This is a genomic window from Paraburkholderia pallida, from assembly GCF_004524855.1.
Classification (GTDB): Bacteria; Pseudomonadota; Gammaproteobacteria; order Burkholderiales; family Burkholderiaceae; genus Paraburkholderia; species Paraburkholderia oxyphila.
On the sequence record NZ_CP038149.1, the window covers coordinates 1,516,528 to 1,533,233 of the forward strand.

Annotated in this window: 16 protein-coding genes and 1 pseudogene; 11 read left to right on the forward strand and 6 right to left on the reverse strand. The window is 61.8% G+C overall.

Going from position 1 to position 16,706, the window contains the following annotated elements:
* Window positions 1-66 precede the first annotated feature (66 nt).
* Window positions 67-960 (forward strand): LysR family transcriptional regulator, encoded by an 894-nt coding sequence (locus E1956_RS21920; RefSeq protein ID WP_134752869.1) that lies wholly within the window; start codon window positions 67-69, stop codon window positions 958-960.
* Between the two features lie 74 nt (window positions 961-1,034).
* On the opposite strand, the gene E1956_RS21925 is transcribed toward E1956_RS21920, so the two are convergent.
* From E1956_RS21925 to E1956_RS21940, 4 genes are all read right to left on the reverse strand, one after another.
* Window positions 1,035-2,351: an MFS transporter gene (locus E1956_RS21925; RefSeq protein WP_134752871.1), complete on the reverse strand. Its 1,317-nt coding sequence runs from the start codon at window positions 2,349-2,351 to the stop codon at window positions 1,035-1,037.
* Between the two features lie 245 nt (window positions 2,352-2,596).
* Window positions 2,597-3,523 (reverse strand): ketopantoate reductase family protein, encoded by a 927-nt coding sequence (locus E1956_RS21930; RefSeq protein WP_134752873.1) that lies wholly within the window; start codon window positions 3,521-3,523, stop codon window positions 2,597-2,599.
* Window positions 3,524-3,534: 11 nt separating this feature from the next.
* On the reverse strand, window positions 3,535-4,614 hold the full coding sequence (locus E1956_RS21935) for an isocitrate/isopropylmalate dehydrogenase family protein (RefSeq protein WP_134752875.1): 1,080 nt from the start codon (window positions 4,612-4,614) through the stop codon (window positions 3,535-3,537).
* A gap of 125 nt (window positions 4,615-4,739) precedes the next feature.
* Entirely contained in the window at window positions 4,740-5,645 is a 906-nt protein-coding gene (locus tag E1956_RS21940) for a LysR family transcriptional regulator (RefSeq protein ID WP_134752877.1), read from the reverse strand.
* Between the two features lie 303 nt (window positions 5,646-5,948).
* Here E1956_RS21940 and E1956_RS21945 point away from each other — a divergent pair, with 303 nt between their 5' ends.
* The 3 genes from E1956_RS21945 to E1956_RS46930 all read left to right on the forward strand — a co-directional run bounded on the left by E1956_RS21945 (window position 5,949) and on the right by E1956_RS46930 (window position 7,034).
* Entirely contained in the window at window positions 5,949-6,290 is a 342-nt protein-coding gene (locus tag E1956_RS21945; RefSeq protein ID WP_134752879.1) for an H-NS histone family protein, read from the forward strand.
* Window positions 6,291-6,422: 132 nt separating this feature from the next.
* Window positions 6,423-6,701: a hypothetical protein gene (locus tag E1956_RS46925; protein WP_232071508.1), complete on the forward strand. Its 279-nt coding sequence runs from the start codon at window positions 6,423-6,425 to the stop codon at window positions 6,699-6,701.
* Between the two features lie 6 nt (window positions 6,702-6,707).
* Entirely contained in the window at window positions 6,708-7,034 is a 327-nt protein-coding gene (locus E1956_RS46930; RefSeq protein WP_256377794.1) for a rhomboid family intramembrane serine protease, read from the forward strand.
* Window positions 7,035-7,239: 205 nt separating this feature from the next.
* Here the strand turns inward: E1956_RS46930 and E1956_RS46935 are convergent, their stop codons facing one another.
* Window positions 7,240-7,653, reverse strand: coding sequence for a hypothetical protein (locus tag E1956_RS46935; protein WP_134752880.1), 414 nt, complete (start codon window positions 7,651-7,653; stop codon window positions 7,240-7,242).
* Between the two features lie 742 nt (window positions 7,654-8,395).
* Here E1956_RS46935 and E1956_RS21960 point away from each other — a divergent pair.
* Window positions 8,396-8,890, forward strand: a complete 495-nt coding sequence (locus E1956_RS21960; RefSeq protein WP_134752882.1) for an RDD family protein — start codon at window positions 8,396-8,398, stop codon at window positions 8,888-8,890.
* A 208-nt stretch (window positions 8,891-9,098) separates the two neighbouring features.
* On the opposite strand, the gene E1956_RS21965 is transcribed toward E1956_RS21960, so the two are convergent.
* Window positions 9,099-10,061, reverse strand: coding sequence for a LysR family transcriptional regulator (locus tag E1956_RS21965; protein WP_134752884.1), 963 nt, complete (start codon window positions 10,059-10,061; stop codon window positions 9,099-9,101).
* Window positions 10,062-10,215: 154 nt separating this feature from the next.
* Between E1956_RS21965 and E1956_RS21970 the strand changes: the two genes are divergently transcribed.
* The 6 genes and pseudogenes from E1956_RS21970 (at window position 10,216) to E1956_RS21995 (ending at window position 16,276) form a co-directional block, all read left to right on the forward strand.
* Window positions 10,216-11,214, forward strand: a complete 999-nt coding sequence (locus E1956_RS21970) for a PDR/VanB family oxidoreductase (protein ID WP_134752886.1) — start codon at window positions 10,216-10,218, stop codon at window positions 11,212-11,214.
* 20 nt (window positions 11,215-11,234) lie between these two features.
* Window positions 11,235-12,299 carry an aromatic ring-hydroxylating dioxygenase subunit alpha gene (locus tag E1956_RS21975; RefSeq protein WP_134752888.1) on the forward strand — a complete coding sequence of 355 codons (1,065 nt, stop codon included), beginning with the start codon at window positions 11,235-11,237 and terminating at the stop codon, window positions 12,297-12,299.
* 14 nt (window positions 12,300-12,313) lie between these two features.
* Window positions 12,314-13,336 (forward strand): xylose isomerase, encoded by a 1,023-nt coding sequence (locus E1956_RS21980; RefSeq protein ID WP_232071514.1) that lies wholly within the window; start codon window positions 12,314-12,316, stop codon window positions 13,334-13,336.
* 116 nt (window positions 13,337-13,452) lie between these two features.
* On the forward strand, window positions 13,453-14,814 hold the full coding sequence (locus E1956_RS21985) for a nucleobase:cation symporter-2 family protein (protein WP_134752891.1): 1,362 nt from the start codon (window positions 13,453-13,455) through the stop codon (window positions 14,812-14,814).
* 497 nt (window positions 14,815-15,311) lie between these two features.
* Window positions 15,312-15,535, forward strand: a pseudogene (locus E1956_RS21990) (YbhB/YbcL family Raf kinase inhibitor-like protein); the annotation flags it as partial.
* A gap of 459 nt (window positions 15,536-15,994) precedes the next feature.
* Window positions 15,995-16,276: a CppA family protein gene (locus E1956_RS21995; RefSeq protein ID WP_134752895.1), complete on the forward strand. Its 282-nt coding sequence runs from the start codon at window positions 15,995-15,997 to the stop codon at window positions 16,274-16,276.
* Window positions 16,277-16,706: the final 430 nt, after the last annotated feature.

Genomic DNA, 16,706 nt, shown 5'->3' on the forward strand with positions numbered 1-16,706 from the left:
CTGTCTGTCTGCGCCACGACTGGCTAGCCAGTAGAATTGGCAAGGACCTATGAATGAGGTGCATAAATGCTACGCGAGAACGTCACCGACCTCCTGGCCTTCATTGCAGTGGCGCAGGAAGGGAGCTTCACGCGCGCCGCGGCCAGGCTAGGCATGTCTCAAAGCGCGCTGAGTCACGCGATGCGTGCATTGGAAGCGCGCATGGGGGTCAAGCTCCTCAACCGTACCACCCGGAGCGTGGCGCCGACTGCCGCGGGCGAGCGCCTGATGCAAACAGTCGCTCCTCGTTTCGAGGAAATCGAAAGCGAACTCGCCGCCGTGGTTGAGACGCGCGACAACCCCACAGGCACGATCCGGATTACGGCCACCGATTACGCAATCGATACGGTCCTATGGCCAAGGCTATCGAAAGTCCTTCCGGCGTATCCGAACATCAAGGTGGAATTCGTGGTCGACTACGGCCTCACGGACATCGTGGCCGACCGCTTCGACATCGGGGTGCGATGGGGCGACCAGGTAGCCAAGGACATGATTGCAGTCCGGATAGGCCAGGACGCGCGCCTCGCAATCGTGGGGTCACCAGAGTATCTTGCGAAGCACCCTGCTCCGAAGCACCCGAAGGACTTGCTGAATCACAACTGCATCAAGCTACGCCTGCCGACATTGGGCGGGGTGTACGCGTGGGAATTGAAGAAGGGCTCACGCAACATGCAGGTTCGTGTGGATGGTCAGTTCACGTTCAATGGTGCGTACCAAATGCTGAACGCCGCTATTGATGGTGCTGGCCTGGCATTCGTCCCCGAGGACCTTGCCGGGCAACACGTCTTGGCTGGGCGCCTTCGCTGGGTGCTTCCCGACTGGTATCCCACGTTTCCGGGCTTGCACATCTTCTTTGCAAGCCGCCGCGAGTATTCAAAGGCACTCTCCATCGTTGTGGATGCTTTGCGCAACCAGTCGTAGCCGGACACCAGGAGAGCGCGGTTTGCATTGCCACTCGCCGTGTTGAAGTGAATGATTGACACTTGCTCTCGCCTTCAGACATCCTTTGCGCGAAGTTGAGCGGGAAAAGCCCAGATAGCGAGAGCCGCACAGAGAACGCACATCGCGACAATCGTATAGAGCGCAGGCGTGGTGCTTCCCGTCATATCGCTGATGCGGCCAACCATGACTGGGCTCACAATCCCGCCGAGTTGGCCAATCGAGTTAATCAGGGCGATTCCTCCAGCCGCACCTGCGCCTGTCACGACCTTGGGCGGCAGCGTCCAGAATGCGGGAATGGTCGTCAGCATTCCCGTGCCCAGCACAATCAACGAGATGACGAGAAAGAACGTATCGTGAGCGAACAATCCGGCACCCAAAAATCCCGCGGCCGTCAGAAGAAGGCAGCACGCGAACACGATTCGACGATTACCGGTGCGGTCCCCCAGCTTGCCCACTACAAGCATGCCGATTCCGCCGAACAAATAAGGCAACGCGGTGAGCAAGCCAATCATTGTTGCGTCACGTAGCCCAGAGGACCGTATAAGCTGCGGCATCCAGAAATTCATGCCATAGGACGCAATCTGCACGAGGAAGTACGCGAGTGCCAAAATCAGGAATGCTTTCGACTTCAGCGCACCAAGGAAGGAGTGGCTTTCCGCCTTCCTGGCGTCTGAATCGAGCTGGGACCGCAACAGCTTCTTCTCTTCTGTCGTCAGCCAGCGCGCGTCTTCGACCTTGTCGTCGAAACGCACGAGCACGATCAACCCAAGCAGCACGCAAGGGAGGCCTCCAATGAGGAACACCCAGTGCCACGCTGCCATCCCGCCAACCCCCTCGAAATGCCCGAGTATGAATCCGGAAAGCGGCGCGCCGAGAATCCCGGAAAACGCGAGCGCGAGGAAGAGCAACCCGCTTACGCGGCCACGGTGCTTCGCGGGAAACCAGGTCGAGAGGTAATACAGAACGCCAGGTGCGAAGCCGGCTTCCATCGCGCCGATAATGAAGCGTGCGATGTAGAACTGCCACTCGGTCTTCACGAACACCATGCAGGCTGTCGCAATGCCCCACGAAATCATGATGCGCGCGATCCACTTCCTGGGTCCGGCGCGATAGAGGAACAGATTACTCGGAACCTCGCACGCGACGTAGCCGACGACAAAGAGCGCCGCGCCGAGTCCGTATGCGGTGTCGCTCAGTGCGAGTTCCTTCTGCAAGTGGAACTTGGCGAAGCTAATGTTGATCCGGTCAAACCAGGCGAATAGATAGCAAATGACGATGAGCGGAATAATGCGAAGCTTGACCTTCCGCATGAGTGCTGACTCGGCATCGCGCATTGCTGCGCCTCCAGTCAATGCCTTGTTGGTTTGCATGAACATCCCCTTATGTCTCTGGTAAAGGGCAGGCACGCCTACGTGAATAACGTGGCGACCATGAGGTGTTTTCCGGCAGGTGCTGCCGGCAAGATGACTCGTCTCGCGAAGAAACTGAGTGCCTGTTTTTCTTGTTATGTCGTGTGGCAACCCAGGTGTTCGCGCAGGACTACTCCGCAAGGCTCACACCCGAGTGGGCCCGGTCAATCAAGGCTCAGCTAATCGGAAAAGCGGCAGCTACCGGCCTATTCCTTAAAACCGACCTCGCGCGCTTTGATAATCGCCACGACGGTATCGTTGACGGGCGTAGGGACGCCATACTTGCGACCTTCCCGCGAAATTGACCCGTTGATGGCCTCCACTTCGCCGCGCCGACGCAGGTTGTAGTCGAGCAGCATCGACGGGCGAGCGTTCGGAATCTTGCTGCCCAGCTTGCGGATATGCTCGATGGGGTCACCCACATCGAGGCGTACTCCGGCAGCTTTGGCTACCGCGATGGCCTCGAGCGCGGCACCCTGCGCAACGCTCCACGCATCAGGATTCGACATCACTTCGCCGATGGTCATGCCCGTTGCGCAAGTCGTTCCCGAGAATGCAACGTTCATAATCAGCTTTTCCCAGACCATCTGTTCGAGGTCTTCGAAGATGGCTACCTTGAAGCCTGCAGAGCGCCAGATCTCAGCCGATGCTTCGAGGTCTTCGGCCGGCAGACCTCGATAGGCGCCGAACCGAATCATCTCCATGCCGTTGTGATGAGCATGACCAGGCGCGCGGATCGAGGCCCCGAACCCACCGACGACGCCTACCGCTATGCGGTTCGGCCCGAGAATGGCTGCGGCCTTTTCCGCAGAGCCCAGGCCGTTCTGGATGGTCTGGACGACCGTTTTCGGTCCGAGCAGTCGCTCCGATGCACGAGCCGCAGCTTCGACATCGAAAGCCTTGGTGGCAATGATGACCAGGTCACATTCGCCGATTCCGTCCGTCGTCGTGCTGGCGTGAATCTGCACTGTCCGGTCGCCACTCGCGCCCTCGACGCGCAATCCCTTTTCCTGCATCGCCGCCACGTGGTCCGGCCAAAGGCAGACCGCATGAACCTCGTGTCCCGCGCTGACCATGAGCCCCGCATACACAGAACCCATGGCGCCGCAGCCAACAATCGCTACTTTTGCCATTTTGATGCTCCTCAGTTCTTCAGGGCGGTGACGATAGCGTCGGTGACGCTCTCGGTCGTGCCCTTGCCGCCGAGGTCGGGCGTACGCGGACCATCCTGCAAGATCGCGGCCGTGGCGCGGCGGATAGCGGTCGCGGCTTCTGTGCAGCGCGCGTCGTCATGCTGCTGCGCGAGCCACTCGAGCATCATGGCTGCCGAGAGAATGGTCGCGACCGGGTTCGCTACGCCCTTGCCGGCGATGTCCGGAGCGCTACCGTGGCTCGGCTGGAAGATGCCATGCTTGAGACTGACGTCGCCGGACGGAGCGACACCGAGACCCCCCACGACACCGGCTGCGATTTCCGAAGTGATGTCCCCGAAGACGTTTTCGGTCACTACGACGTCGTAGCGTTCCGGGTTAGTCACGAACATCATCGAACCGGCGTCGATATAAAGTCGTGCGGTTTCGACGTCGGGATGACGCTCGGCGACTTCGTCGAACACCTTGCGCAGGAAAGCGTTGCTGCGCAAGACGTTGGACTTGTCCAGCAGCGTCACGTGACCGGGCGTGCCGTGCGTAGCGCGGCGCTGCTTCGCCTGCTGGAACGCGACTTCGAACAGCTTCTCGCTGGTGACGCGGGTGATAGTGAGCCGGTCGCTAACGGCTTCGTCGTTCGGCTCCTGTTTGTCATGCCGGCCGGCAAACAGACCTTCGGTCGTCTCGCGGATGACCAGCATGTTCACCTTTTCCGCCTTGACGCGGGTGGGCACGCCGGGGAACAGCTCGCACGGCCGCAGGCTCGCGAAGAGGCCGTAACGCTCACGCAGGTCGATTTGGGGGGCAATCTCGGTGCCATCGGCCTTTCGCACCGTCGGAAGGCCCATTGCCCCGAGCAGGACGGCATCGGCCCGGCCTACCGCCTGCGCGTCGGCTTCGGCCATCGACTCGCCGGTGCGTTGGTACAATCCCGCGCCTGCTTCGTAGGTCTTCAGTTCGAGCTCGATGCCTTCTCGGGCTACCCCGGCCTGCAACACCCGGACTGCCGCGTCGACGACCTCGGGACCGATGCCATCACCAGGCAACAACGCGATTTGATAAGTGGATTTGCTCATCAATTGTCTCCATTTTGATGCGGCGCCGATGCGGTGCCGATGGGTCAAATGATGAGCAAGCGAGACGCTTTCGTGAATTAACCATTTGCCAGCCAGCCGTAACGAACCGTTATGGCTGGCCAGAGTCACGAAGCGCGACGTGCGGCGGCTCGGGCCTGGAGGTGCGCGACGAGACTCTCCGCTGCCGGCGACAGACTCTCGCGTTTGCGGATTGCGATGCCAAGTCTGCGCTTCGCCCAAGACTCAGCAAGCGGAACCTCCGTGATACCGAGTCGCTTGACGAACAGCTTTGTGAGATTCCTCGGTGCGATGCCGATACCCAGTCCCGATGACACCATCAGGCACAACGCGTCGTAACCCGTGACCTGAATACGCAAACGGAAGTCCTTCTGAAGCCGAATCGCCGTCTGCGTGAGCTGGGTGTTAATCGCGCTGCCCGTGCGCAGCCCCACAAAATCCCAAGCAAGCGTTTCCTCGAAGCGAACGCTCTTTCGGCCCGCAAGTGGGTGGTCGCGGCGAACGATAACGCTCAACTCATCTTCCTCGTAGGGCAATGTCTCAACATTTTCGCCGTGCGGGTCGATGGTAAAGATGCCAACATCTGCAGCGTTCTCTGCTACTGACCTCACGGTCACGAGACTGTTTCTCTCTTCGAGGCGAATCTCGACTGCCGGATGAGCCTCGAGAAATGTTGCGAGGTCGTCCGGCAGAAACTGGGTAATGGCTGAGATGTTGGAGAAGACGCGAACCTGCCCACGGACGCCCGACGCGAAGTCGAGCATCTCTGCATGGATGTCATCGAGAAGATTGACCGCCCGGCGCGAGAGGTTCAACAACGCATAGCCGGCGGCGGTGGGCTCGACCCCTTTGTGACGACGGGTAAGGAGCTGGGTGCGCAACGTCTCTTCAAGTGCCGCTATGCGCTTGCTTATCGCTGGCGCAGCAATATGCTCTCGCTCAGCTGCGGCTGCAATGCTGCCTTCCTCGATTACGGCGATGAACAGATTGAGGGACACCGGGTCGAGCTTCATGTGGGAGGCCGATAAGTCACGCAAAATCCAATCTTATCGCGTTACAAACCCGCGGACCGGAAGGCGTCGGCGGGAAGCGTCAGCAGTCGGCGGTTGCATTGTCGGTCATAACACCGCGAAGTAGCATGCGGAGGAACGGGCTGCACAACCACAAGCAATCCGTTCGCAGAAGCTAACCACGTGACACCCGGCTGCGGCTCCAACAGCCGCAGCCGGGGATGCAGATTCAAGTTGTGTTATCGTGGTCACATACGACATGCACCTATCTGCTCAAGAATGGTATTCAGAGCGGAGCACAACTAGATGGACGAACGAAAACGAGACAGCATCGTCGCCTACCTGCGTCGCAGAATGGCCGAATTGGGAATCGAACCCGACGATGTAGCCGCGTCAATCGCGGCAGACCAGGCCAGAACGCGAGCGGCACGTTACCGCGACGCCAGTGGCAACACCTGGGACGGCAAAGGCGACACTCCACAGTGGGTGCTTCAGGCGACCAGCGCCGGACAATCGCTGGAGCACTTTGCAATCGGCGGGACTCCGGAACTCGAGTCAGGAAAGCGCGCCAGCGTAGATTGGGGCAATGACCCGTTCGCTGGCAGCAGACTGGCGACAATCAAAACCGCACGCCTCGGAGCTGCCTGAGATTTGTATCATGCCGTGCTCAGCGCAAGTCATGCCGGCACGCTACAGCGCTGCTTTCAGCATCCTCAGTGGATTCAGCCGTCTATAGTGTGATGCTGTGTCCGGAATTACAGCGTCGACACCAGATAACGCATGTTAGCCCTTGACCCTCCCTCCGGTGCCAGGCGCGCATCGCTCTTCGACCCGTTGAAGGCCCGCATCGTGTTGCTCGGACTGTTCGTCGGCTCGATGTGGGTAACGTTTCTCGTCTCGGCGGCCCTCCCCTTCCTGCACCTGACTCGACATGGTGTAGTGCCGCGGACGCCAAGCGGCCTCCAGGGCGTACTGTTCGCCCCTTGGCTGCATGCGAGTCTTTTCCATATCGCTTCGAATACGCCGGGCCTGTTGGTGCTCGGGTGGCTGTGCATGTAGCCGCGAATCGCCAACTTCTGGCAGGCCACCGCCGGCGGGATGTTGGGCGCGGGCTTGTGCGCGTGGCTCCTCGGTTCGCCGTATACGGTCCACATCGGCGCGAGCGGAGTCGTCTTTGGCTACGCGGGCTATCTCGTTGCGTATGGACTCTACAGCCGAAAGCCCATCCCCTTGCTCATCGCGCTTTTCGTTGCCTTCAGCTACGGCATCAGCATGCTATTTGGTGTGCTGCCGCTAACACCCGGCGTGTCCTGGCAGAGCCATCTTGGGGGCGCGATTGGCGGCATTCTGGCTGCGAGATTCTTCCACCAAAACCATCCCCAGCGGCTTTGAAGTTCTTCCCTGGCTGCGTCCAGTGGGAGCTATGACTGGGCATTCGCCGAAGTAGCAGCAGCGTTGTTGCAGGGCGTTGATATGTGCTGCCACCTTCAATCCTGTCCAGCCCTGTTCCTGGCGGAACAGGGCTGCTGTTCGCCTGCTCACGGCCTTCGGCAACCGATTGGGTCCACGAAGGTGCCGCTAACGGGCATGGCTCGTATCAATGGTCATGCCGCTCGTCGTCGTCCCCGTGCTCGTGATGCCAGTCGCCTCGCGGGCCACCGTCGTCATGGTAACGGCCCCAGTCACCGCGATGCCCATCGTAATGGTCACGGGCATCGTGCCATTCCCGTTCATCATGATGGCGCTCCTCCCACTCCCTGCGTTCCCAATAGCGATGCCCATCGTAGTATCTGTCGCCATACCAGCCCGGACTGACGATAACAGCGGGAGGAGGCGGAGGCGCCTCATACACCGGCGGCGGCGCAACGTAGACGGGTGCGGGTGCAACTGCAACACCGGGGACGCCAATGTCCACGCCGACATCGACGTGGGCTGAGGCGGCGGCAGATACACCTATGCCGATACCTGCAACCAGTGCCATCGCGTACCAGCGGCGAGGTGTAAAGCTCATGATTTTCTTTCCGTGATATGTATGCTTTGTGAGCTGAATGTGCAGAAAGTCAGCTGTTAATAGCGGTGATAGTAGCCGCCAGCCGGTACCACGATACAGCCGCTCAGCGCGGTTCCGAGACATACGGCCATCAGCGTCAGCGCGAAAATTCTTTTCATAGTTGCCTCACTTGTCAGTTGTGAACGCACTATATTGCGACGGAGAATTACGGGTGTTTTTGTGTGTAACGAGACGTGACGCACTCAACACCCGCGCCACCATGTGTTGCGAGGCGGGTCGGCGCGACCAGCGAAGGCACCATGCTCCGCGCAAGCGAGTGAGGCAGAAAGGTTCGGGTGACGCTACGGCTCACGGCTCCGAAATCAGTCGCGTGGGAGCAAGGCAACGGGTCGGCCGAATGAGGCGTTCGGCATCGCGCCAGCCAGCGCCAGACCCGTACGATGTCCAAGTGTTTGCCATTCCGGCGAACGAATCACCGGTTATCTTTGGAGAACATCCTTGCACGCGTTGCCAGAATCCGGGTTTGCTCGGCCAACGGTCCAGGAACGGCTTGCGGAGCCTCTGACAATTGCTTACAAACGTTCTTTTCGTCATATCTGCCCGTAACAAGCCTGTGTTCTGATTCGCTGGTTCAGCCTTTTTCTCGAGCTGAAGCTAACGGACGGCATACGGGAGATTCGCGGCAAGTCGGCGCGTACCGCGTGGACGTTCATCATGTCAATCAACCAGGCCTGAGGTTCAGATGCGATATGCCTCCTGCTCGCGACGCGCCAGCGCGTTGGCCATCGATTCAATCTGGTGGACCGTCATCGTGCTTTTCGTCCCGCTCGGTCCATCCACTGAGGAAATCCTCACGGCGCCAGACTCCTTCGCTTCCACCATCGTCTTGTGGCTGGCGATCGGGCAATGTATTCCCATCCTCATAACCGGCCTGCTGTGGGCAACATGGGGCACTTCACCCGGGAAACGGGCACTGCATCTTCGGATAGTCGATGCCGATACCGGACGGCCAATGACAGTGCAGCAAGCCGGTTTGCGCACACTAGGCTACCTGCTGACCTTCGCGACGTGCGGTGCCGGATTCTTGTGGGTGCTGTTCAACCAGCGAAAGCAGACGCTGCACGACCGGATAGCCAATACCGTTGTGATTGATGACGGCCCCGTCGGCGGCGCTCAACGAATGAGAGCTCGACCGATGATGGGACAGTCACACAGAAAGAACCAGAGCGACGGGTAAGCCACCGTGACCGGGATGAGCCACCAGAGCATGGAGTCCAGAATACCAACGGTGTGTTCTCGCAGATCTTCACCCCCGCCTGAAGGGCACCTGGTCGAGACGCTCTACCGCACCGAGGCCGCCGCGCACATCACGCGCACGAAATGAGTTTGAGCCAAGCCGGTTGTCGTGCGGCACGGCTTGCGGACCCGCGGCAGCGCGGGTCTTTTTATTGGCTCCGTTTCCGGCGTGCCTTGCCCGCCGTCTGCTCGCGAATCGCGTTCGGCGCCGCATCGGGATGCGAGGTCACATAAGCGCGTAAAAACGCCTCGAACTGCGCCGCGGCCGGTGACAGCGCACGATGGCGTCGCGTGAAAACCGAAATCTGCCGCGTCACCACCGGCGCGATCACCTCCCGCGCATGAATGCGAAATGCCGGCAGCGACGGATGATTGTTCATCGGCAACACACTCACGCCGAGGTCGACGCCAACGAGGCTGAGCACCGTCGTGGCAAACGACACTTCATAGGCGATGTCCAGCGTGACGCCGGCCTCGCGCGTGGTGGCGTCGATCAATTGGCGGATCGGACTCGTGGGCGCGAGCGCGATAAACGGAAACCCCTCCAGGTCGCGCCACGCGATATGGCGCCGCCGTGAGAGCGGATGATCTTCGCAGCACAGCGCGATGAAGCGGTCGTCCAGTAACGGCGCTTCCTCGACCTCCTGATCAGGATCGGCCGACGTGCCCACCGCCAGATCGACGTGACCCGCACGCACCATCTCGACGATGTGCTCCTCGGCCACGTCGCGCAGCACGATGCGGATCTCCGGGTAGCTCGCCTTGAAGTCCTTGAACACCTTCGAGAGCAAGCCGGCCGACAACACCGTCGAAGCCGCAACGCTCACGCGCCCCGCGCGCAGCGACGCCAGGTCGTGCGCATGGGACACCGCGTTCTCCAGATCCGCCAAGGTCTTCTCGGCCATCACGTAGAAGCCAAGCCCCGCCTCGGTCGGCTCGACGCGCCGCGTATGGCGGTCGAGCAACTTCAGGCCGACGCTCGACTCCAGTTCTTTCACCAGCGTGCTCAGCGCCGATTGCGTGATGTGCATCTTGTGCGCGGCGAGCGTGAATTGCCGGGTCTGCACAACCAGCACGAATGCCTGCAATTGGCGCAGCGTCAGATTCATCATTTCAGTCGATGAATATATCGAAATTAACAATTTGAATGATAGATCGCGATCGTATCAAATACAACCGACGACACCACCCGGCCAGCCGCGCCGGGCTGCGATAAAGCGCGGAGGCCGTCGCGCAAACGCTTTAGATATCGACGAGGCACCCTTCATGGATCGTTTGACTGCACCGTTTCAAAACACGCTGTGCGCCAGCATCGCGGCCATCGAGCCCATTGCACAAGGCGTGCTGCGCATCGAATTGCGGCCTGCCGAGCCGGAGGCGGTCTTCGAACCGGTGCAAGCTGGCGCACACATCGACCTGCACTTGCCAAACGGGTTGTGCCGCTCGTATTCGCTCGTCAACGAGGGCGAGCGGCACCGGTATGTGGTTGCCGTTGCCCATGACAGCCAGAGTCGGGGCGGCTCCGCATACGTGCATGAACACCTGCGCATCGGAGACGCCATCGCAATCGGCAGGTCTCGCAATCATTTCGGATTGCATACCGATGCTGCACGCACGGTGCTCGTGGCTGGCGGTATCGGCATTACGCCGCTGTGGTCGATGGTTCAGCGGCTCGAGCGCGACGGCAGACCGTGGACGCTGTACTTCTGTGCGCGCACGCGCGGCCATGCCGCGTTCCTGGCCGAGCTGGAAGCGCTCGCGGCAAAGAGCCTGCATGGCGAACTGGTTTGCGTGTTCGACCACGAGCCCGGCCAGGCGATGCTCGACCTCCACGACGTAGTACGGCGCCACGGCGGCGACACACATTTCTACTGCTGTGGGCCGCAGCCGATGCTGCGCGCGTTCGAGGCCGCTACAGCCTCGCTGGACGCACGCCGGGTCCATGTCGAATCGTTCCGCGCCACGGCCGCGGGCAGTCCAGCGGATGAGCAGGCAGGCAGGCCTTTCGAGGTCGAGCTGGCCAACTCGGGCCGGCTTTACACCGTGCCGCCCGGCAAATCGATTCTCGATGTGCTGATCGACGCGGGCGAGAGCGTGATGTACTCGTGCAAGGAAGGCACCTGCGGGACCTGCGAAGTCCCCGTGCTCGAAGGCGCCCCGCTGCACCGCGACGCCGTGCTCGGCCGCGCGGAGCGTGAAGCGGGCCGGGTGATGATGATCTGCGTATCGCGCTGCCGGGGCGAACGCATCAAGCTTGACCTTTGAAAAATGGAGGAGAACGTAGCATGAAGGCAGAATACCTGTTGCGCGACTACAGCCAGCATCCCCTTTACCGCACCCTGCACCGCTTCTGGCATCCGGTCGCGTACAGCGGCGAAGTAACCGACAAGCCCGTGCGGGTGACGCTGCTCGACCAGCACGTCGTGCTCGCACGGCTCGACGGCACGCTCGTTGCACTGGCAGATCGCTGCGCCCACCGGGGCGCGGCGCTGTCCAACGGCGCGATCGTCGACGGCCGTCTCGAATGCCCGTACCACGGCTGGCGCTACGATTCGCAAGGCCACTGCGTGAAGATTCCCGCGTGCGACTCGTTGACCGCTGTCATGAAGCCCACGGTGCCCGCCTTTCCGGTGAGCGAATCGGCCGGCATCGTCTGGGTATGCCTCGACGCCGAGCCGAAATTCCCGGTGCCTGAGTTTCCCGAATTCGACGACCCCGCCTATCGCCTCGTTCGCGGGCCCGCCTACGACTGGGAAACCAGCGCGCCGCGCCGGCTGGAGAATTTCGTGGACTTCTCCCACTTCGCGTTCGTGCACGACGGCAGCATCGGCAGCCGCTCGCGGCCCGAGGTCGACACGGTCGAGCCGTGGCGGGCGGACCACGTGCTGCGCTTCGAGCGGGCCGCGCTCAAGGAGCCGAGCGTGGGCCGCAAGCGCGCACTGCTCGGCATCGAAGGCGAGGACTGGATCTCGGTGGCGAACTCGTACCACGTCACCATGCCCCATACGGTGCATTTGCGCCGCACCTTCGAGAACGGCAAGCACTACGTACTGCTGATGGCTGCCTGCCCCATCTCCGCCACCCAGACGCGCAGCTTCTGGTGGATTGCGCGCGACTTCGGCACCGAGCCCGAGCACGACGACTTCTTCCTCGCATTCGAAGCCGAAGTCCTCGAGCAGGACAAGCCCGTGATCGAATCGCAGCAGCCCAAGCTCGTGCCGATCGTCGGCGACGAAGTACGACTCGAGTTGCCCGTGCGCGGTGCCGATGCCGTGACCCAGGCGTACCGCCGCTGGCTGATAGAGTTGGTACGCGACGAACAAAACACGGCTGCCGTGCGGGCCGCATGATGGAGACAAGCCAGATGAAACCTCGCATCAAGCTCGGTTGCGCCGGCCGTGGCGTGCAACCTTCGTCGCCATCGCGCCCAGTCTCTTTGCAGGAACTGCCCGTCGACACCCAGTTTCGCATGGTGGTCGAGTCGGGCGTATTCGACTTTTTCGACCGGCTGCCGCTGGCCGACAAGGTCGGCGAGTATATTGCGGCGGTCGAGAAATACGACTTCCCGGTGCTCGGCTCCGCGTGGACCTACCGGATCGGCGAGGATCCGCTCGGCGTGCTCGCGCACAACCTGTCCAACGCCGCGGCCGCGGGCGTGCGCTATCACAACATGATGGTGCTCACGCATCATGCCGACGGCCACGTGGTGACCGACGAGGAACTCGTCGATCTATATCTGCGCGCGCACGAGGCGGGCGAGCGATGCGGGATCCAGATCGGCTTCGAAGTGCATATCCTGATGTGGTCGGAGGACTTCCGGCGCGTCGCGGTGGTGGCCGAGAAAGTTCGGGAACGGGGCGTGCCGTTCCGCTTCGTGATGGACTATAGCCATTGCATCTTCAAGATTGGCAATCCTGATGAACAAGCCATCTCCGGCATCGTCGACGACGTCAAGTACGGACGTGTGGTGCTCGACCCGTTCGAGCCCGGCAACCTGGCCGATAGCTGGCTCGGCATGAACATGGTCTGGTGGCAACAGAACCGCCCCGCCGTGCCCAACGGGCCGTTGAACCGCTGGGCCAAGGGCGACGACGGCCAACCGGGGCGCGGCGTGCAATACCCTTACGTGCGGCCCAATCCCGGCGAATGGTACGACGACTGGCATGCGTGGCTGCTCGAGCCAACACGGGAAGTCGTGCGCAAGACCATCCGCCATCACCTGACGCACGATGACAGCCCGCTCGAATTGATGACGGTCGACTACATCAATCTCCCCGACTACGGGCTCGGCGTGGGCTACAACACGTTCGAGAGCAGCGTGGCGGTCGCGCGTTTCATTCGCGACACCTATGACCAGCTCGAACGGGAGTTGGCAGCCGTTCAATAAGCGCCGCACGAGGAGCCGTTGTCTGAACGCGGCATCAGGAGACAGCCCCATCGACGACGGGCGGCGCCGCGACGCCGCTCGCGTCGTAGGGAGCAGCTATCAGGAGGACGAAGCAAATGGAAACAGCAGCCGAGCAATCCGATCTTGCCGCCCGCAGCAGCGCGCCGCCCCGCACCGGGACGGCGCCCGTGGACGAGGTGCCGCCCGCCAACAAGCTCCTCGCCTTTGGCTTGCAGCACGTACTGGTGATGTATGCGGGCGCCATTGCCGTGCCGATCCTGATCGGCGGCGTGGCGAAGTTGCCGATGGACGCCATCGCCATGCTCATCAGCGCCGATCTGTTCGCATGCGGCATCGCATCGGTGATCCAGTCCGCCGGCCTGTGGAAGTTCGGCATTCGCCTGCCGCTGATGATGGGCGTGACGTTTGCGGCGGTGCCGCCCATGACCGTGATGGCGACCGACCCCGCCATCGGGCTGACCGGCCTGTTCGGCTCGGTGATTGCGGCCGGCGTGGTCACCATCGCACTGGCCCCGCTGGTCGGGCGCATGGTCGCACTGTTTCCGCCGGTCGTCACCGGCACCGTCATCACCGTCACGGGCATCAACCTCGTGCCGGTCGGCATCAACTGGATGGCGGGCGGCGCGAAGGTGGGCGATCCGCTCAGCCTGACGATCTCGCTCATCGTGCTGGTGACGATACTCGCGATTACCCGCTACGCGCGCGGCTTCTTGCGCAATATTGCCGTGCTGCTCGGCATCCTGATCGGATTCGCCATCGCGTCTTTCGCGGGCAAGGTCGATTTTTCGGTGCTCTCGCGCGCGAGCTGGTTCGAATTCGTCACGCCATTTCACTTCGGCATGCCGACGTTTCATCTGATACCCGTTGTCGCGCTCTCGATCGTGATGATCGTCGTGATGGTCGAGACCACCGGCATGATGCTGGCCGTCGCCGAAATGGTCGACAAGCCGGTCGACCAGGCCGACGTCGTGAGGGGCTTGCGCGTGGACGGCCTGGGCACGCTGATCGGCGGCATCTTCAATACGTTTCCCTATGTCACGTATTCGCAGAACGTCGGGCTCGTGGGCGTCACCGGCATCAAAAGCCGCTGGGTCTGCGTGTGCGCCGGCGCGATCATGATCGTGCTCGCCCTCTTTCCGAAGCTCTCGACGCTGTTCGCGCTGATTCCGCATTGCGTCCTCGGCGGCGCGGGTGTGGTGATGTTCGGCATGGTGGTGGCGACCGGCATCAAGGTGCTGGTCGACGTCGACTACCGGCACGAGAGCGGCCGCAACAACCTGCTGATCGTGGCGGTCAGCGTGTGCATCGGCATGGTGCCGCTGATCAATCCCGGCCTGCTGGCCTGGTTGCCGCACTGGCTGTTTCCGTTCACGCACAGCGGCATCGTGCTTGCTTCAGTCAGCGCGTTGCTGCTGAACCTGTATTTCAACGGCTATCGGCCACGCGCGATGGCGTGACTCGCGGTACGCGACGCGCGTGGCCGAGGCCCGCAAGCGCAAACGGCGCGATGGCCACCCGCATGGCATCGAGTGCTTCAGCTAGTTCGCCGAGCCGCATGCACGGGTTGGTCATTCCCGCTCTGGCCAGCAGGGTCGCCACGCGTTCATGCGTTCCGGTCAGGGCGCCACCAGGGCTTTGGCATCGACCGGATCCTCCTCGTCCGGCATCGCACCTCCTCCAGAATGACCCGCCGAATCCGGGTTGAGCCAGTCTGGCCAGCAATGACTACAATTCAGGCATGGTCGCATTCCAGAAGGAGGCTGCCATGACTCAGTCAATGATCAGCTTTTGGGTTGGCCTGGTGGTTCTGGTTGTCGTTGCATGGGCCCTCTCCAGTCGCTACCGGCGCGATCACCCCGGAGAGAGCCTGAGCCGTTGGCTCGACGCGCATCATATGCGCTGGATGCATCGCAGGCACTAGCGGGCGGCGCGGACTGACGCCGGGCGGCACACAATGGCCTTCACCCTCACCTCACAGGTTTTCCATGAAGGCGGCGAGATTCCCCGGCGCTACACCTGCAAGGGCGCGGACGTCTCGCCGCCGCGCGCATTGTCGGGCATCCCCGTCAACGCGAAGAGCCTCGTGCCAATCGTCGACGACCCCGACGCGCCCGACCCTGCCGCACCACGGATGACCTGGGTCCACTGAGGCTCTACAACATCCCGGTGACCGCGCCCTGCTTTCCGGTGAAAGGAACCGGAAGCTGTCACTCGGTGATGGCGTAAGTGCGCCCAGCCAGTGCGTGGTGCCGGCCGGCGACACCGCTTGCGTCCCGAACAGCATTACCAGGGCCAGAGCCCACTGCCATCCGCACGCGGTCGCGTTGGTGCTGGGCTGCTAACAGGCGGGCCGCAACGGCTTCTGGCTGCACCGTTGGCTAACCGCGCAAGGCATCAATGCGAATTGGCCCCCGGGGAGATCCCGGTCCCGGCCATCACAGGGTTCGCTCACGGAGCTGGGCGATGGCTGCGCGAGCCCATTTCATATTTTCGTTACCGCCCACGGCTAAGGTCATGCGCTGGGACGTGGCACGGCCGTCGTCCCTCATAGCCGATCACCGGTGGTTGCAATCAGCCTAAAACCTGTATAAATTTACAGGTAACTGTGTTTTTATACAGTCCTCTCGGGAGGCGAGAATGGAGCATCTGGTCAGGGTCTATAACGAAAAGGACCGTCAAACGCTCGAATGGCTGCGCCGGCATGTCGGCGACGCAGCCTTTGCCGCCGCCGTCGCACGATGCGCGGGACCAGGCAAACCGTACCTTTCCGCGGTCTGCAGGCAGCTGGGCGTCAAAACTCCCGAGTTTCGTTTGCCGCGGCGGCAAGGCCCGAGTCCGGTGGCGGAACAGTCCCTGGCGACCATCCGGCGCATTCTCGCCGTGCGCGTGGCGGCGACCATCGCGAGCCCTGTCGTTTGATGTCCGCAGTCACAGCGGTGTAGAACTGGGGAACGGGCGCGCGGGCAGCCGATTTGTGCAGATACCGCCTGCAAAAACGCTGGCACTTCGCCCGTTCTGGGCTGGACGCGCTGCGACAGTCCTGACGCCTCATTATCCGGACATCGACTCGGACGTCGTCGTCACCGACGAAATTCTGAATTTCGTGACCACGGGGATCGATGTTGCGATCCGCGGGCGACGCTTACTCCTCCCGCCATATGGGGCGTCCACCCACAGAAGAAGACGACATCCTCCAAAGTTCGGGCGTTTCTGGACTTTTACTCCGATCTGTCCGGGCTGGATCGCTATTGGGAGCTGTAACGCGGGTGGGCAAGCACCCAGCGATCTGCGTGCATTGATATCGATGTTGCCTGGCAGAGCCAATTAATTACGGTGTCTCCCCTTTGCG

Excerpts from the sequence above, each read along its gene's own strand:
- E1956_RS21920 (WP_134752869.1), top strand. The coding sequence starts at position 67 with ATGCTACGCGAGAACGTCACCGACCTCCTGGCCTTCATTGCAGTGGCG.
- E1956_RS21925 (WP_134752871.1), bottom strand. The coding sequence starts at position 2,351 with ATGCAAACCAACAAGGCATTGACTGGAGGCGCAGCAATGCGCGATGCC.
- E1956_RS21930 (WP_134752873.1), bottom strand. The coding sequence starts at position 3,523 with ATGGCAAAAGTAGCGATTGTTGGCTGCGGCGCCATGGGTTCTGTGTAT.
- E1956_RS21935 (WP_134752875.1), bottom strand. The coding sequence starts at position 4,614 with ATGAGCAAATCCACTTATCAAATCGCGTTGTTGCCTGGTGATGGCATC.
- E1956_RS21940 (WP_134752877.1), bottom strand. The coding sequence starts at position 5,645 with ATGAAGCTCGACCCGGTGTCCCTCAATCTGTTCATCGCCGTAATCGAG.
- E1956_RS21945 (WP_134752879.1), top strand. The coding sequence starts at position 5,949 with ATGGACGAACGAAAACGAGACAGCATCGTCGCCTACCTGCGTCGCAGA.
- E1956_RS46925 (WP_232071508.1), top strand. The coding sequence starts at position 6,423 with ATGTTAGCCCTTGACCCTCCCTCCGGTGCCAGGCGCGCATCGCTCTTC.
- E1956_RS46935 (WP_134752880.1), bottom strand. The coding sequence starts at position 7,653 with ATGAGCTTTACACCTCGCCGCTGGTACGCGATGGCACTGGTTGCAGGT.
- E1956_RS21960 (WP_134752882.1), top strand. The coding sequence starts at position 8,396 with ATGCGATATGCCTCCTGCTCGCGACGCGCCAGCGCGTTGGCCATCGAT.
- E1956_RS21965 (WP_134752884.1), bottom strand. The coding sequence starts at position 10,061 with ATGATGAATCTGACGCTGCGCCAATTGCAGGCATTCGTGCTGGTTGTG.
- E1956_RS21970 (WP_134752886.1), top strand. The coding sequence starts at position 10,216 with ATGGATCGTTTGACTGCACCGTTTCAAAACACGCTGTGCGCCAGCATC.
- E1956_RS21975 (WP_134752888.1), top strand. The coding sequence starts at position 11,235 with ATGAAGGCAGAATACCTGTTGCGCGACTACAGCCAGCATCCCCTTTAC.
- E1956_RS21980 (WP_232071514.1), top strand. The coding sequence starts at position 12,314 with ATGAAACCTCGCATCAAGCTCGGTTGCGCCGGCCGTGGCGTGCAACCT.
- E1956_RS21985 (WP_134752891.1), top strand. The coding sequence starts at position 13,453 with ATGGAAACAGCAGCCGAGCAATCCGATCTTGCCGCCCGCAGCAGCGCG.
- E1956_RS21995 (WP_134752895.1), top strand. The coding sequence starts at position 15,995 with ATGGAGCATCTGGTCAGGGTCTATAACGAAAAGGACCGTCAAACGCTC.